Raw genomic sequence first — 15,844 nt, 5'->3', positions numbered from 1 at the left:
CATGACCATGCCAACCTCACAATGTCCGTGGCGGATGCAGGTTCATCACATCCATCAGGAGACGCCGGATGTGTGGACGCTGTCGCTGCTGTGCCATGACTATTATCCGTACCGCGCGGGCCAGTATGCGCTGGTGAGCGTGCGTAATTCGGCGGATACTCTGCGCGCCTACACGATCTCCTCCACGCCGGGGGTGAGCGAGTACATTACGCTCACCGTTCGTCGTATTGATGACGGCGCAGGATCCGAGTGGCTGACCCGGGACGTGAAGCGCGGGGATTACATCTGGCTGTCTGACGCGCAGGGCGAGTTTACCTGTGACGACAAGACGGAAGATAAATTCCTGCTGCTGGCGGCGGGTTGTGGCGTGACGCCGATTATGTCGATGCGTCGCTGGCTGGCGAAATACCGACCTCAGGCCAACGTGCAGGTGATTTTCAGCGTTCGTTCCCCGGAAGATGTGATTTTTGCCGAAGAATGGCGCAACTATCCGGTGACGCTGGTGGCCGAGCACAACGCGACGCACGGTTTTGTCGCGGGGCGCCTGAGCCGCGAGCTGCTGCAAAGCGTGCCGGATATTGCGAACCGCATCGTGATGACCTGCGGCCCGGCGCCGTACATGGAGATCGTGGAGAAAGAAGTGAAAGCGCTCGGCGTGACCCGCTTCTTCAAAGAGCAGTTCTTCACGCCTGTAGCGGAAGCGGCGACCAGCGGGATGAAGTTCACGAAGCTGCAACCGGCGCAGACCTTCTTTGGCCGCGTGGGCACCACGCTGCTTGAAGCGCTGGAAAGCAACAACGTACCGGTGGCAGCGGCCTGTCGCGCCGGGGTGTGCGGTTGCTGTAAGACCAAAGTGGTTTCCGGTGAGTACACGGTCACCAGCACCATGACGCTGACCGACGCGGAAATCGCGGAGGGCTATGTGCTGGCATGTTCGTGCCATCCGCAGGGCGATCTTGTGCTCGCATAATCTGTCGTGGTTCACCTGTAGGCCCGGTAAGCATCAGCGCCACCGGGCTTTTTTGTCCGTGCAGGCCAGCTCATTTGCCTTTGAAACTCCTGTAGGCCCGGTAAGCGTCAGCGCCACCGGGCTTTTTGCCCATGCAGGCCAGCGCATATGCCTTTGTAACCCCTGTAGGCCCGGTAAGCGTCAGCGCCACCGGGCTTTTTGCCCGTGCAGGCCAGCGCTTTTGCCTTTGGAACCCTGTAGGCCCGGTAAGCGTCAGCGCCACCGGGCTTTTTGCCGGGTGGCACTACGTTTACCCGGCCTACATTGTGCCTACTGCCTGTACGGCAGTGAACGGCGCAGCGGATCGCTGAGGAATATCGGGAAATTTCTAAGCTGCCTGCACGGCAGTGAACCTTATCGATGCCAACTCGTACACCGACAGCCATTTCTAAGCTGCCTGCCCGGCAGTGAACTCAGATGGGCTACAGCATCATTAACAAGACCTGTTTCTAAGCTGCCTGCACGGCAGTGAACATGACGCCCAGGCGGTATCCGCGCGTAAGCAGTTTCTAAGCTGCCTGCACGGCAGTGAACCAGGTGCTGGCGGAGGCAAACCGCGTGGCCAAATTTCTAAGCTGCCTGCACGGCAGTGAACCTGTAGCGTTTAACAGCGCCATCTTTCACTGTTTTCTAAGCTGCCTGCACGGCAGTGAACCTTACAATCTGATCGGTGGTGATTATGCTGATTTTCTAAGCTGCCTGCACGGCAGTGAACTTGACGATAGACTCTTCTTTCGTGCGGGTAGATTTCTAAGCTGCCTGCACGGCAGTGAACTGAAACAATCTACACCTATCCCTTTGTCTGATAAACCAATACCTCAAAAACTTCCTCCAGACCCTTTTTTATTCCCCATCAGCCCAACCATATAAAATCAATAACTTATGCATCATCAGGAAAAAAGGGTCTGCAAACCCGCTTCCGCCCGCCCCAACCTCAGCCCGCTGGCGGCGCGTCGCGCAGAAAAACCACCTGTACTTAAGGAATACTGAGCAGGCAATACAGCGACTTTCTTCTAAGCTTGTAAGCGATATCACATAAAGGAGACGGACAACCATGAAACAAACCGTGGCTGCATACATAGCGAAAACCCTTGAGCAGGCTGGCGTAAAGCGTATCTGGGGCGTCACTGGCGATTCTCTGAACGGACTCAGCGATAGCCTTAACAAGATGAAAACTATTGAGTGGATGCCCACCCGCCATGAAGAAGTCGCCGCCTTTGCCGCCGGTGCCGAAGCGCAGCTTACGGGTGAACTCGCCGTCTGTGCAGGTTCCTGCGGACCGGGAAACCTGCACCTCATCAACGGTCTGTTCGACTGTCACCGCAACCATGTTCCGGTGCTGGCGATTGCGGCTCACATTCCGTCATCTGAAATCGGTAGCGGCTATTTTCAGGAGACGCATCCGCAGGACCTGTTCCGTGAATGCAGCCACTATTGCGAGCTGGTCTCATCGCCGGAGCAGATCCCACAGGTGCTGGCGATAGCCATGCGTAAGGCGATCCTGAATCGCGGGGTTTCGGTGGTTGTGCTGCCGGGGGACGTGGCGCTGAAGGCCGCACCTGAAACCGCCACCACCCACTGGTACTCTGCGCCCCAGCCAACCATTACCCCTGCCGAAGAAGAGCTGAAAAAGCTGGCACAGCTGCTGCGATACTCCAGCAATATCGCCCTGATGTGCGGCAGCGGCTGCGCCGGCGCGCATAAAGAGCTGGTGGAATTTGCCGGTAAGCTGAAGGCGCCAGTTGTGCACGCCCTGCGCGGGAAAGAGCACGTTGAATACGATAACCCGTACGATGTCGGCATGACCGGGCTGATCGGTTTTTCCAGCGGCTTCCACACCATGATGAACGCCGACACGCTGATCCTGCTCGGCACCCAGTTCCCGTACCGCGCGTTCTACCCGACGGATGCCAAAATTATCCAGATCGACATTAATCCCGGCAGCATCGGCGCGCACAGCAAGGTGGATATGGCGCTTATCGGCGATATCAAATCCACCCTCGCCGCCCTGCTGCCGCTACTGGAAGAAAAAACGGACCGCAAATTCCTCGATAAAGCCCTGAGCGATTATCGCGATGCGCGCAAGGGGCTGGACGATCTCGCCAAACCGAGCGAAAAAGCGATCCACCCGCAGTATCTGGCGCAGCAGATCAGCCACTTCGCCGACGACGATGCCATCTTCACCTGCGACGTAGGAACGCCCACCGTCTGGGCCGCGCGCTATCTGAAAATGAACGGCAAACGTCGCCTGCTTGGGTCGTTCAACCATGGCTCAATGGCCAACGCCATGCCGCAGGCGCTGGGCGCAAAGGCGACGGCACCGGAACGTCAGGTGGTGGCGATGTGCGGCGACGGCGGGTTCAGTATGCTGATGGGGGATTTCCTGTCGGTGGCGCAGATGAAGCTTCCGCTCAAAATCGTGGTCTTTAACAACAGCGTTCTGGGCTTCGTGGCGATGGAGATGAAGGCCGGAGGCTACCTCACGGACGGCACCGAACTGCACGACACCAACTTCGCCCGCATCGCCGAAGCCTGCGGTATCACCGGTATTCGGGTGGAGAAAGCCTCAGAGGTGGACGACGCCCTGCAACGCGCCTTCGCCATCGACGGCCCGGTGCTGGTGGATGTGGTGGTCGCCAAAGAAGAGCTGGCGATCCCGCCTCAGATCAAGCTGGAACAGGCCAAAGGTTTTAGCCTCTACATGCTGCGCGCCATCATCAGCGGGCGCGGTGACGAAGTGATCGAACTGGCAAAAACCAACTGGCTCAGGTAAAACATTTCACAAGACCTCTTAAATTAAAGGGATGTGAAATGATTGATTTACGTAGTGATACCGTTACCCGTCCGGGCCGCGCCATGCTCGAAGAGATGATGGCCGCCCCGGTCGGGGACGACGTCTACGGCGATGACCCGACGGTCAACGAACTCCAGCGCTATGCGGCAGAGCTGAGCGGTAAAGAGGCTGTCCTGTTCCTGCCCACCGGCACGCAGGCTAACCTGGTGGCGCTGCTCAGCCACTGCGAGCGCGGCGAGGAGTATATCGTCGGCCAGGGGGCGCATAACTACCTGTACGAAGCCGGCGGTGCGGCGGTGCTTGGCAGCATCCAGCCGCAGCCGATTGACGCCGCGCCGGACGGCTCCCTGCCGCTGGACAAAGTCGCGGCGAAAATCAAAGCCGACGATATTCACTTCGCCCGCACTAAACTGCTGAGCCTCGAAAACACCCATAACGGTAAAGTCCTGCCGCGCGAATACCTGAAAGCGGCATGGGACTTTACCCGCGAGCGTAAGCTCGGCCTGCACGTTGACGGCGCACGTATCTTCAACGCCGTGGTGGAGTACGGCTGCGAGCTGAAAGCGATCACCCAATATTGCGACTCGTTCACCATTTGCCTCTCTAAAGGGCTGGGTACGCCGGTAGGTTCTCTGCTGGTTGGCAGCGCGGACTACATCAGGCGCGCCAACCGCTGGCGCAAAATGACCGGCGGCGGGATGCGTCAGGCGGGTATTCTGGCGGCTGCCGGACTGTACGCCCTGAAAAATAACGTGTCACGCCTGAAAGACGATCACGACAATGCGGCGTGGATGGCAGCGCAGCTGCGTGAAATCGGCGCAGATGTCATGCGTCACGACACCAACATGCTGTTTGTCCGCGTCGGCGATGAGCATGCTGCCGCGCTGGGCGACTTTATGAAAGCCCGAGGCGTGCTGATTAACGCCTCCCCGGTCGTGCGGCTGGTGATGCACCTTGACGTTAACCGCGAGCAGCTGACCGAGGTGGTGAAACACTGGCAGGCGTTTTTACAGCGTTAAGGAGCATACCGTGCCGCAACGTATTCTGGTGCTCGGCGCCAGCGGGTATATCGGTCAGCATCTGACCACTGCGTTAAGCCAGCAGGGGCACCAGGTGCTGGCAGCGGCACGTAACACGGAACGCCTGCTAAAGCTACATTTGCCTGGCGTGACGTGTCACAACGTTGACCTTAGCTGGCCGAAAGCGCTTCCTGCGCTGCTGGAAGGGGTCGATACACTTTACTACCTTGTCCACAGCATGGGCGAAGGCGGCGATTTTATCGCCCACGAGCGTCAGGTGGCGATGAACGTTCGTGATGCGCTGCTGCAAACGCCGGTGAAGCAGGTGATTTTTTTAAGCTCGCTCCAGGCGCCTGAGCACGAGCAGTCAGACCATCTGCGCGCCCGACAGCTGACGGCAGAAACGCTGCGGAGCGCCCGTATCCCCGTTACCGAACTGAGGGCAGGGATCATCGTCGGCGCGGGTTCCGCCGCGTTCGAAGTGATGCGCGATATGGTCTACAACCTGCCTGTGCTGACGCCGCCGCGCTGGGTACGCTCGCGCACCACGCCCATTGCGCTGGAGAATTTACTCCATTATCTGGTGGCATTGCTGGATCACCCGGCGGAGCAGCATCGCGTGCTGGAGGCGGCAGGTCCGGAAGTGTTGAGCTATCAGGCGCAGTTCGAACATTTTATGCGGGTGAGTGGCCGCCACCGCTGGCTGATCCCCATCCCCTTCCCGACCCGCTGGATATCGGTGTGGTTTTTGAATGTGATCACCTCCGTGCCGCCGACGACCGCCAAAGCGCTTATCCAGGGGCTGAAGCACGATCTGCTGGCGGACGATCGCGCGCTGCGCGCCTTAATTCCCCAGGAACTCATCCGCTTTGACGACGCGGTGCGCAATACGCTGAAAGAAGAAGAGAAGCTGGTGAACTCCAGCGACTGGGGCTATGACGCGCAGGCGTTTGCCCGCTGGCGGCCCGAGTACGGCTATTATCCGAAACAGGCGGGCTGTACGGTAAAAACCACGGCCAGCCTGGCAGCGCTGTGGGAAGTGGTGAATCAGATCGGTGGCAAAGAGCGCTATTTCTTCGGCAATATTCTGTGGCAAACGCGCGGCGCGCTGGATCTGCTGGTCGGTCACCGGCTGGCAAAAGGCCGCCCTGCCCATCCCTGGCTGAAGGTGGGCGATACCGTCGACAGCTGGAAAGTGATTATTGTTGAGCCTGAAAAACAGCTGGCGCTGCTGTTTGGCATGAAGGCGCCGGGGCTGGGGCGGCTCTGCTTCACCCTCAAGGACAACGGCGACCATCGTGAACTGGACGTTCGGGCATGGTGGCATCCGCACGGAATGCCGGGTCTGTTTTACTGGTTGCTGATGATCCCGGCACACCTGTTTATCTTCCGCGGAATGGCGAAACGGATAGCGCAACTGGCAGAACAAAAGCGGGAAAATAACTAAATAAAACTCTTAATCTTTCACCTTTCCCATTGCAACACATCGTAATTCACGAAAGAATGCGCACGAAATTCTTTTCAACACAGTGGATTGTTATGAAGGTACTGGTTACCGGGGCGACCAGCGGCTTAGGCCGAAATGCGGTCGAGTTTCTGCGCAACAAAGGCATCAGCGTGAGGGCCACCGGTCGCAATGAGGCGATGGGTAAGCTCCTGCAAAAAATGGGCGCTGAATTTGTCCATGCCGATCTGACGGAGCTGGTCTCCTCTCAGGCCAAGGTGATGCTCGCCGGTATCGATACGCTGTGGCACTGCTCCAGTTTTACCTCTCCGTGGGGTACCCAGGAAGCCTTTGATCTCGCCAACGTGCGCGCCACGCGTCGTCTGGGCGAATGGGCCGTCGCCTGGGGCGTGCGTAACTTTATTCATATCTCCTCCCCGTCGCTCTATTTCGACTATCACCACCATCGTGATATTCAGGAAGATTTCCGCCCGGCGCGCTTCGCCTGTGAGTTTGCCCGCAGCAAAGCGGCGGGCGAAGAGGTGATCGACCTGCTGGCCCAGTCAAACCCGCACACCCGCTTTACCGTGCTGCGTCCGCAGAGCCTGTTTGGGCCGCACGACAAAGTCTTTATCCCGCGACTGGCCCAGATGATGCACCACTACGGCAGCGTGCTGTTACCGCGCGGCGGCGATGCGCTGGTGGACATGACCTATTACGAAAATGCCGTTCACGCCATGTGGCTGGCGAGCCAGCCGGAATGCGATAAGCTGGTGTCGGGCCGCGCGTACAACATCACCAACGGCGAACCCTGTACCCTGCGCAGCATTGTGCAAAGGCTGATTGACGAGTTAAAAATCGACTGCCGGATCCGTTCTGTTCCTTACCCGATGCTGGACATGATTGCCCGCAGCATGGAGCGCTTTGGCAGTAAATCGGCGAAAGAGCCTGCGCTGACGCATTACGGTGTGTCGAAGCTCAACTTTGATTTTACGCTGGATATTTCGCGGGCGGAGAACGAGCTGGGATATAAACCGATTGTATCGCTGGATGAAGGGATAGTGCGTACGGCGGCGTGGTTACGGGATCACGGGAAACTTCATCGTTAGCCTTTTGCCCGGTGGCGGCTGCGCCTTACCGGGCCTACAACTGCACCGTACTGTCCCCTCGCCCCCCTGGGGAGAGTGTTAGGGTGAGGGGAAAGAGCAGACACTAAAACGGCAACCCTGGGGGTTGCCGTTTGCTGTTTATAATGCCGTCCAGGCTTCAGCCCATGCCAGACCTGCGCCAGGTTCATAGTACGTCGGCGCATTGTTACACCAGCCGCTGTACGGGAACGGTTTGCACTGGAACAGTTTACCGTGGTTGTTCACGATATCACCGGCGTTGTACTTGCTATTCGCGCTCCATGCCGGGTAAGACGTATCTTCTCCGGATGGCGTTGCCGCTTTCGCTTTCACGTTCAGCAGGTAAGACGTGGTGCTGCTCAGTTCGCCATCGCTGACGGTCAGGCTCACTTCATACTGCTGCGCCGTCGCAGACTCTGGCGCTGTAAAGGTCACAACCGCTTTGTCCTGACCGGTAACAGTCTGACCATCCTGGGAACGCCAGGTATACGTCAGCGTGTTACCATCTGGATCGGTAGAGCCTTCGGCGCTCAGAGAAACCTGCGCACCCGCTTCCACTGCACCGATCGGACCGGCAATCTGCGCAACCGGCGCGTGGTTCACCACAACCGGCGTTTCATCCGGCGTTGGGGTTGGTGCCGGCGTTTCATCGTCGGATGGCGTCGGTGTTGGCGTGACCGGCGTTTCGTCCGGGGTCTCGGAAGAACCCTCGTCGTTAACAATTTTCACGTTAAAGAAGTGCTGCACGCACTTGCTGTAGTCACCGTCTTTAAATGCGCTGAACGGGGTCTGGTAACCCACCAGCTGGCAAGAGTAGGTTTTGCCGTCCGGGGTATCCGCGCTCCATCCCCAGTCCTGTTCCCAGTAAATCTTCTGGGCGCCTGCGCCACCTTCGTCGAACTGCTTCATGTTAGCGCAACCCAACACTTCGTTCGCCGGAACAGGCACTTTCAGGTAGTTCGCGAACTCTTTGTAATACTTGATACGGTTTTGAGACTGCGCAATTTCAGTCGGGCCGCCGCACTCAACGCCGCCGTTGATGATCTGGGTGGTCACACCAAAGCCCGGAACCAGACCGTTGGCTTTATCGTGATCGTTCGGCTGCCATGTACCGTCGATCACCTGCAACATGCTTGGTTTTGGCGGCTGCGGATAGGCGAAGAAGAAGATCGCACTCGCCAGGTTCAGCCAGGTGTCCGCCACCAGCTCAGGTTTGTCAAGCAGCGTACGCACGTCGCCGTACATCGCTTCAGAGAATGGACCGTAGTTGTAATTGTAGGACAACTGTTTCGCACCACGACCGAAGTAGCTCAGGAAATCGCCGTCTTTATCTTTACCGCAAGGCCAGGTCTGCCCCTGCCAGACGTCCGGGTTACATTCGCCGTTATAACCGCCCTTCTGCCCTTCGCTCCAGCCCATTTCACGTACGTGGACCAGCGCCTGACGCCATTCGGCTTCCGGACGCCAGCTTTCGTGGCCGCCGGTCTCCTGGGCAAAGTGGGCAAACATGGTGGCCAGCTCTTTGCGGCAGATGGCGTCGCTGTCACGACCGTCATTGTAGGTCTTACACAGCGCCGGGAATTTACCCACGGCCTTCAGGAAGTTGCTGTAGGTATAGGCCTGCGCGCGCAGCGGGAAGAGATATTCCCAGTCGCTGGCTTTCACAATCCCTTCAACGCGCTTAACGTTGTCCGGGTTCGCCGCCCGGCCTGGTTCAATCAGTTCGACCTGCGCGTTATCCAGCGTCTGGATGGTCTCTTTAACCGAAGCCATCAGCGGGAAGTCCGTCAGTTCCTTCTCTTTCTTCGCCAGATCGCTGGCTTTGATGGTGTACGGCTCACTGCTGGTCTCCTTCAGGTTAGCAGCCTGAGCCATGAGTGGCGCCACGCAGGCTCCCGCAATGAGTACACTCAGTAACGTCCTTTTGTTCATTTCAGTTATCCCCGGTGAAGATACGCTGATGCAGCTGATGCGCGTGACCAACAGCACGCCGGGCGTACTGATTCAGACCACCCGCACCACCCCGGACGCGAAAATGCAGGAGAAGAAAGCCTAATGTCGACCATCTGTCTTGCGGCCCAGCGCAGCTATACAACCGGGGAAGCGGTCTGGTTTTCGTACCGTCTCCCCAGCCTTAAAAACGTATTCGGCAAAACAGTGTTATGGCTGGTCGGGCTTTGCGCCATGCTGGTTGTCGGCCTGTATATGCACGTCTACTGGAACCTACGCCACCCGGCGCCTGAACCGGTCAACGCCAGCGTTGCGAAACCGGAAACGCAGCTTTCGGATATGCATTACGTGTACGTGAGTAAACCGTTCCCGCATCCGCAGCCTAAAGCTGCGCCAGTGCCAGTTGATGTTCCATCGATGCAGGATCTGCCGATCAACAGTGATGATGGCGACTGGCAGCAGGCGCCCGACGGCGCGGTGCCACACGACGCCTCGCGGGATACCTTACCCGGGACCGAAGCGCATGAGCACGATAACGCTCCCGCCAGCACGGGCAGTGAAGAGTCATCATTAACGGAATTATTTAAGCAGGCGCTAAAAGAGCAGGAGCAGGATTATTCTCAAGGAAAAATTCCCGAGCCGCCGGTTGACGAAACGCAGGATAATTCACAAGCCAGTGTAAAAAACAGTGGAAATAGCCGTTCTCCTTTCAGTGAAAAAGGAGACGGCGGGAGCAGGTATTAATATTTTTCAGGCAGTGCGGTAAGGTTAAGCAGTCGACCTTTTTCCACCACAATATATTGACCCTTTTTCAGTTCGGAGAGGATTTTAATAATAGTGCTACGTGCCAGGTTAGTGTATTCCTGAATGTAATCATAAACGTTAATATCACGCTGTTGTTGAACAATCAGGTCGTTAATCTCATATAAAAATTCGCGGACAACGGAATACGCACTGCGGGCAACCAGAACATCATCACGTTTGCTCAGCATGCAGATGCACCAGGAAAGGACTTTGGTCAGTTCTGGCCACAGATTTTTTTCGGTCATCAGCTGGGCGAAGACCTCTTTCTTGATCGAGCGAACAACCGTATTCGTCCGAACAAGGCCGTACATATGGGTGGCGTTGTAATACATTGACGACAGGCCGAAAATGCATTGCCCGGTGACGGTGAACATGCACAGTTCGTCAGATTCACGTCGAAATTCGACTTCACCGCTGACGATAATATGAATATAGCCGGAATCAGAGGTGGAAATTTTCTGCCATTTTTTTAACGTTCTTTCTTCAACGCCTGAGGTTGCAGAAATGATCTTTTCCATTTCATGTTGCGGACGTAATTTTTTTCCATAGATGCTTAACATTGTTATACCCGATTTAAGATGTGATTTTTAAAAAGCATGGCCACGGTGTTGTTACCGAGCCATAAATATTTTTCCTGATGAAAACGTCAAGAATAAACAAAAAAAGAGTGAAGCTTTTTATTAATTCGCCAAATTACTTAGCGCGCTATGTGTCCATCTTAAATCGGGATAATTTTAAGTCAATTAACTAAAAATGAAATGAGTTTGTACTTAGGATTAATCTGATAGGAACTTACGAAAATATACTTATTCGGGGGTAATCCGAAGGTTTACCCCTGTCCGTATTTCTCTAAAAGTGCTTCGGCAATCGCCATGGTTTCCACATCCGCTACGCCATTCCATAACTGCGGACGGAAATGCATCTGGAAAACCATGATGATGCGTTTTTGCTGTTCGGGCGTACTGTTTTCTGGCACCTCGTAACCGTAGCGCGCCAGCAAATCGAGCAGTGCTGCGGTATCAACCTGCTGATAATGTGGTCGCCCGTTGATATAAAAATTCACGCGCCCCGGATCGGGCCAGGCTCCGATACCCTGCTGCGCCAGTTCGCGCCAAGGAAACAGTGGCCCAGGATCGTCTTTACGCTGCGGGGCGATATCCGAGTGTGCCACCACGTTCTGCGGTTTAATGTCGTAGCGGGCGATGATGTCTCTGGCAAGCGGGATCAGCGCCGCAATTTGCCCCGGTTCGAAGGGGGTAAAGGTTTTCACGTCACCGGTTTTCCGCCAGCCGCGGTTTTCCAGCTCAATGCCGACGGAGGTATCATTTATGCGGTTGGTGCCACGCCAGAAGCTGATGCCCGCATGCCAGGCCAGTTCGCTCTCCGGGACCAGCTGCCAGATACGCGGTTTGCCCTGCGGAGCTGGCGGCTTTGCGGGGATGAGATAGTGAGAGCTGACGTTTTTATCGGTCAGGGTCGCAAGCGAAGTGTCGAAATCATCGGCGGTGTAGTGAATAACCAGCACCTTTATACGCGGGTAGGCCGCCTGCGCCTGATGGCGCGTATCCAGCTCGTACGCGCCTTTATCAACAATGCCCTCTTCCGAGGCGCATCCTGCCAGCAACATCGCCAGCAGGAGGGTTGAGAGCGAACGCTTCATCGACGGGTTTTCACCGCCGTACCGCTTACGCTCACCATCAGCATGCTGGCATCTTTCCCGACCGTTTCGTAGTCGATATCAATGCCCACCACCGCATCCGCGCCCAGCGCTTTGGCCTGCTCGCCCAGCTCCTTAAACGCAATCTCGCGCGCCTTACGCAGCTCTTTCTCGTACGCGCCGGAACGACCCCCGACGATATCCCGAATGCCGGCAAAGAAATCGCGGAAAATGTTGGCGCCGAGAATCGCCTCACCGGTGACCACGCCGCAGTACTCGGTAATCGGTTGACCTTCCAGGGTTGGCGTTGTTGAAAATTGCATACTTTCTCTCCTTCTTTAGCGTTCAATGCGTTAGCGACAGCATTATCGGTTCGTTACGCTATGATTGAAAGGATAGTTAATAAATAAGGAAATCAACATGCGCTACTCTGCTTTAACGCTTTTAGTGCCATGCGCGCTGGTGCTCAGCGCCTGCACAACGCCGGTCACGCCAGCCTTTAAGGATATCGGAACCCGCAGCGGCCCTTGTATTGAGGGTGGCCCGGATGCCGTGGCGCAACAATTTTATGATTACCGTATTCAGCATCACGGTAATGACCTGACCGCCCTGCGCCCGTACCTGAGCGATAATCTGGCGAAACTGCTCACCGACGCTTCGCGCGATCCGCAGCACAACGCCCTGCTGTCATCCGATCCGTTCTCCAGCCGCGCCACGCTGCCGGACAGCGCCGACGTTGCCAGCGCGTCCACCATACCGAATACCGACGCACGCAATATTCCCCTGCGCGTGAAGCTCACCCAGGGGACGCAAACATGGCAGGATGAGGTGCTGATGATCCGTGAAGGCCAGTGCTGGGCAATAGACGATGTGCGCTACATTGGCGGCAGCGTTCATGCCCCGGCGGGCACCCTTCGCCAGTCGATTGAGAACCGCTAACGCCTCCGTTAAATAAACGTTAACCCCGTAAAATGTCCGGCATTTCCTGCGGAATGCCGACATTTATACTCGCCCCCCATTCCCGTCGCTATTTTGTGCTATGTTTAAGAGGAAACACGGGTTATATTTAACTTTTAACGCAGAAATATTGCATAACTATTCTGTCAACGGTACTATCTGCGGCCTCAATTGCTATAGATTGCCTGGATGAGTAAAGACTGCCCCGATGAGTATTAAACTAAACGGCATTAACTGCTTCTACGGCGCACACCAGGCGCTGTTCGACATTACGCTGAGTTGCCCGGAGGGCGAAACGCTGGTTTTGCTCGGCCCAAGCGGCGCGGGAAAAAGCTCCCTTCTGCGTGTTCTTAATCTGCTTGAAATGCCCCGTTCGGGGACGCTGGCCATCGCCGGTAACCATTTTGACTTCGCGAAAACCCCGACTGATAAAGCGATTCGTGAACTGCGTCAAAACGTGGGCATGGTTTTCCAGCAATACAATCTCTGGCCGCATCTGACGGTGGTGCAAAACCTGATTGAAGCCCCGTGCCGCGTGCTTGGCTTAAGCAAAGACCAGGCGATGGCGCGTGCGGAAAAGCTGCTCGAACGTCTGCGTCTGAAACCGTACAGCGACCGGTATCCTTTACACCTCTCTGGTGGTCAGCAACAGCGTGTGGCGATCGCCCGTGCGCTGATGATGGAGCCGGCGGTGCTGCTGTTTGACGAGCCAACCGCGGCGCTGGACCCGGAAATTACCGCCCAGATCGTGAGCATTATTCGTGAGCTGGCGGAAACCAACATTACCCAGGTCATCGTGACCCACGAGGTGGAAGTGGCGCGCAAAACCGCCAGCCGCGTGGTCTATATGGAAAACGGGTATATCGTTGAGCAGGGTGACGCGAGCTGCTTCACTAACCCGCAAACCGATGCCTTCAAAAACTACTTATCACACTAATGTGTTAGGGAAATTATAATGAAAAAAGTATTGATTGCCGCGCTGCTTGCTAGCGTCAGCCTTTCCGCTACCGCAGCCCAGACCATCCGTTTCGCCACTGAAGCGTCCTACCCTCCGTTTGAATCCATTGATGCGAACAACAAGATTGTTGGCTTCGACGTGGACCTGGCAAACGCCCTGTGTAAAGAAATCGACGCGACCTGTACCTTTAGCAACCAGGCGTTCGACAGCCTGATCCCAAGCCTGAAGTTCCGCCGTATCGACGCCGTAATGGCCGGAATGGACATCACTCCGGAGCGTGAAAAGCAGGTTCTGTTCACCACCCCTTATTATGACAACTCGGCCCTGTTCATCGGTCAGAAAGGTAAATACGCCTCCGTTGACCTGCTGAAAGGCAAGAAAGTCGGCGTGCAGAACGGCACCACGCACCAGAAATTCATCATGGATAAGCATCCGGAAATCACCACCGTGCCGTATGACAGCTACCAGAATGCGAAGCTGGACCTGCAAAACGGTCGTATCGATGCGGTGTTCGGGGACACGGCTGTTGTGACTGAATGGCTGAAAGCGAACGACAAGCTGGCCGCCGTGGGTGACAAGGTGACCGATAAAGACTACTTCGGTACAGGTCTGGGTATTGCCGTACGTCAGGGCAATACCGAGTTGCAGCAGAAATTCAACGCTGCGCTGGAAAAAGTGAAGAAAGACGGCACCTACGAAACCATCTACAAAAAATGGTTCCAGAAGTAATTCCTGATGAATGAAATTTTTCCTTTAGCAAGCGCCGCCGGGATGACCGTCGGCCTTGCCGTTTGTGCACTGATTATCGGCCTCGTACTGGCGATGTTCTTTGCGGTGTGGGAGTCCGTTAAGTGGCGCCCTGTCGCATGGCTCGGTTCAGCGCTGGTGACTGTGCTGCGTGGACTGCCGGAAATTCTGGTGGTCCTGTTTATCTATTTCGGCTCCTCACAGCTGCTGTTAACGCTGTCGGACGGCTTCACGATTAATCTCGGCTTTGCGCAGATCCCGGTGCAGATGCAGATTGAGAACTTCGACGTCAGCCCGTTCCTGTGCGGCGTGATTGCGCTCTCCCTGCTCTATTCGGCCTATGCGTCACAAACGCTGCGCGGCGCGCTGAAAGCGGTACCGCAGGGTCAATGGGAATCCGGCCAGGCGCTGGGTCTGTCGAAAGCGGCGATCTTCTTCCGCCTGGTGATGCCGCAGATGTGGCGTCATGCCCTGCCAGGGCTGGGTAACCAGTGGCTGGTACTGCTGAAAGATACCGCGCTGGTGAGCCTGATCAGCGTGAACGATTTGATGTTGCAAACCAAAAGTATCGCCACCCGTACGCAGGAGCCGTTTACCTGGTACATCGTCGCGGCGGCTATCTACCTGGTGATCACGTTGCTGAGCCAGTACGTTCTGAAGCGTATTGATCTGCGCGCAACGCGTTTTGAACGGAGACCAGGCTGATGCTGGATTATTTACCCGAACTGATGAAAGGGCTGCACACCAGCCTGACGCTGACCGTCGCGTCTATCATCGTGGCGCTGATCCTGGCGCTGATCTTCACCATCGTCCTGACGCTGAAAACGCCGGTGCTGGTGTGGATTGTACGTGGCTACATTACGCTCTTCACCGGAACGCCGCTGCTGGTGCAGATCTTCCTGATTTACTACGGCCCGGGCCAGTTCCCGTCGTTACAGGAATATCCGGTTATCTGGCATCTGCTCTCTGAGCCATGGCTCTGCGCCCTGATTGCCCTCTCCCTGAACAGCGCGGCCTATACCACGCAGCTGTTCTACGGCGCCATTCGCGCGATCCCGGAAGGCCAGTGGCAGTCCTGCGGGGCGCTGGGCATGAGCAAGAAGGATACGCTGGCGATCCTGCTGCCTTATGCCTTTAAGCGCGCCCTCTCTTCCTATTCCAACGAAGTCGTGCTGGTGTTCAAAAGTACCTCTCTGGCCTACACCATCACCCTGATGGAAGTGATGGGCCACGGACAGCTGCTGTACGGACGCACCTACGACGTGATGGTGTTCGGTGCGGCGGGTCTGGTCTATCTGGTGGTCAACGGTCTGCTGACCCTGATGATGCGTCTTATCGAGCGTAAGGCGCTGGCGTTTGAGCGCAGAAATTAATCGAC

18 protein-coding genes are annotated in these 15,844 nt (G+C 56.3%); 14 read left to right on the top strand and 4 right to left on the bottom strand.

The features are described from left to right. Position 1 precedes the first annotated feature (1 nt). The 7 genes from hcr to AC4OVU_RS07760 all read left to right on the top strand — a co-directional run bounded on the left by hcr (position 2) and on the right by AC4OVU_RS07760 (position 7,375). Entirely contained in the window at positions 2-970 is a 969-nt protein-coding gene (gene hcr, locus AC4OVU_RS07790; protein ID WP_017693710.1) for an NADH oxidoreductase, read from the top strand. A gap of 131 nt (positions 971-1,101) precedes the next feature. Further along, positions 1,102-1,320 (top strand): hypothetical protein, encoded by a 219-nt coding sequence (locus AC4OVU_RS07785; RefSeq protein WP_193143560.1) that lies wholly within the window; start codon positions 1,102-1,104, stop codon positions 1,318-1,320. A 247-nt stretch (positions 1,321-1,567) separates the two neighbouring features. Further along, the gene (locus AC4OVU_RS07780; RefSeq protein ID WP_410028386.1) at positions 1,568-1,879 is read left to right on the top strand and encodes a hypothetical protein; all 312 of its coding nucleotides are present in this window, start codon (positions 1,568-1,570) and stop codon (positions 1,877-1,879) included. Positions 1,880-2,063: 184 nt separating this feature from the next. Continuing rightward, entirely contained in the window at positions 2,064-3,782 is a 1,719-nt protein-coding gene (poxB, locus tag AC4OVU_RS07775) for a ubiquinone-dependent pyruvate dehydrogenase (RefSeq protein WP_110292401.1), read from the top strand. A gap of 38 nt (positions 3,783-3,820) precedes the next feature. Next, complete coding sequence (gene ltaE, locus AC4OVU_RS07770) at positions 3,821-4,822, top strand: low-specificity L-threonine aldolase (RefSeq protein ID WP_045142254.1); 1,002 nt, start codon at positions 3,821-3,823, stop codon at positions 4,820-4,822. A 10-nt stretch (positions 4,823-4,832) separates the two neighbouring features. Then, on the top strand, positions 4,833-6,269 hold the full coding sequence (locus tag AC4OVU_RS07765; protein WP_110292400.1) for an SDR family oxidoreductase: 1,437 nt from the start codon (positions 4,833-4,835) through the stop codon (positions 6,267-6,269). 92 nt (positions 6,270-6,361) lie between these two features. Then, on the top strand, positions 6,362-7,375 hold the full coding sequence (locus AC4OVU_RS07760; protein ID WP_017384852.1) for a 3-beta-hydroxysteroid dehydrogenase: 1,014 nt from the start codon (positions 6,362-6,364) through the stop codon (positions 7,373-7,375). Positions 7,376-7,513: 138 nt separating this feature from the next. Here the strand turns inward: AC4OVU_RS07760 and AC4OVU_RS07755 are convergent, their stop codons facing one another. Beyond that, a complete protein-coding gene (locus AC4OVU_RS07755; RefSeq protein WP_110292399.1) occupies positions 7,514-9,325 on the bottom strand; it encodes a glycoside hydrolase family 19 protein in 1,812 nt (603 codons plus the stop codon). Here AC4OVU_RS07755 and AC4OVU_RS07750 point away from each other — a divergent pair. Together AC4OVU_RS07750 and AC4OVU_RS07745 are read left to right on the top strand one after the other, a co-directional pair. Then, positions 9,294-9,449: a hypothetical protein gene (locus tag AC4OVU_RS07750; protein WP_181419212.1), complete on the top strand. Its 156-nt coding sequence runs from the start codon at positions 9,294-9,296 to the stop codon at positions 9,447-9,449. The two genes, AC4OVU_RS07755 and AC4OVU_RS07750, sit on opposite strands and share 32 nt — an antisense overlap. Further along, a complete protein-coding gene (locus AC4OVU_RS07745; RefSeq protein ID WP_032619999.1) occupies positions 9,449-10,087 on the top strand; it encodes a type II secretion system protein GspB, cryptic system variant in 639 nt (212 codons plus the stop codon). The genes AC4OVU_RS07750 and AC4OVU_RS07745 overlap by 1 nt, the downstream gene beginning before the upstream one ends. Here AC4OVU_RS07745 and AC4OVU_RS07740 read toward each other — a convergent pair. From AC4OVU_RS07740 to AC4OVU_RS07730, 3 genes are all read right to left on the bottom strand, one after another. Further along, entirely contained in the window at positions 10,084-10,707 is a 624-nt protein-coding gene (locus AC4OVU_RS07740) for a helix-turn-helix domain-containing protein (protein WP_110292397.1), read from the bottom strand. The genes AC4OVU_RS07745 and AC4OVU_RS07740 overlap by 4 nt on opposite strands. Positions 10,708-10,976: 269 nt before the next feature. Beyond that, the gene (locus tag AC4OVU_RS07735; RefSeq protein ID WP_023296195.1) at positions 10,977-11,807 is read right to left on the bottom strand and encodes an N-acetylmuramoyl-L-alanine amidase; all 831 of its coding nucleotides are present in this window, start codon (positions 11,805-11,807) and stop codon (positions 10,977-10,979) included. Continuing rightward, the gene (locus AC4OVU_RS07730; RefSeq protein WP_006174327.1) at positions 11,804-12,127 is read right to left on the bottom strand and encodes a heavy metal-binding domain-containing protein; all 324 of its coding nucleotides are present in this window, start codon (positions 12,125-12,127) and stop codon (positions 11,804-11,806) included. The genes AC4OVU_RS07735 and AC4OVU_RS07730 overlap by 4 nt, the downstream gene beginning before the upstream one ends. A gap of 97 nt (positions 12,128-12,224) precedes the next feature. On the opposite strand from AC4OVU_RS07730, the gene AC4OVU_RS07725 reads away from it, so the two are divergent. The 5 genes from AC4OVU_RS07725 to artM all read left to right on the top strand — a co-directional run bounded on the left by AC4OVU_RS07725 (position 12,225) and on the right by artM (position 15,839). Further along, entirely contained in the window at positions 12,225-12,743 is a 519-nt protein-coding gene (locus AC4OVU_RS07725) for a lipoprotein (protein ID WP_023303369.1), read from the top strand. A 226-nt stretch (positions 12,744-12,969) separates the two neighbouring features. Next, positions 12,970-13,698 carry an arginine ABC transporter ATP-binding protein ArtP gene (artP, locus tag AC4OVU_RS07720; protein WP_110292396.1) on the top strand — a complete coding sequence of 243 codons (729 nt, stop codon included), beginning with the start codon at positions 12,970-12,972 and terminating at the stop codon, positions 13,696-13,698. Positions 13,699-13,716: 18 nt separating this feature from the next. Then, positions 13,717-14,448 carry an arginine ABC transporter substrate-binding protein ArtI gene (gene artI / locus AC4OVU_RS07715; RefSeq protein WP_006174322.1) on the top strand — a complete coding sequence of 244 codons (732 nt, stop codon included), beginning with the start codon at positions 13,717-13,719 and terminating at the stop codon, positions 14,446-14,448. Between the two features lie 6 nt (positions 14,449-14,454). Then, complete coding sequence (gene artQ, locus AC4OVU_RS07710) at positions 14,455-15,171, top strand: arginine ABC transporter permease ArtQ (RefSeq protein WP_003858367.1); 717 nt, start codon at positions 14,455-14,457, stop codon at positions 15,169-15,171. Then, entirely contained in the window at positions 15,171-15,839 is a 669-nt protein-coding gene (gene artM / locus AC4OVU_RS07705) for an arginine ABC transporter permease ArtM (RefSeq protein ID WP_003858369.1), read from the top strand. Before artQ ends, artM begins: the two co-directional genes overlap by 1 nt. Positions 15,840-15,844: the final 5 nt, after the last annotated feature.

Source organism: Enterobacter sp. 6722112 (assembly GCF_058661685.1).
This window is presented reverse-complemented; position numbering and strand designations above follow the sequence as displayed.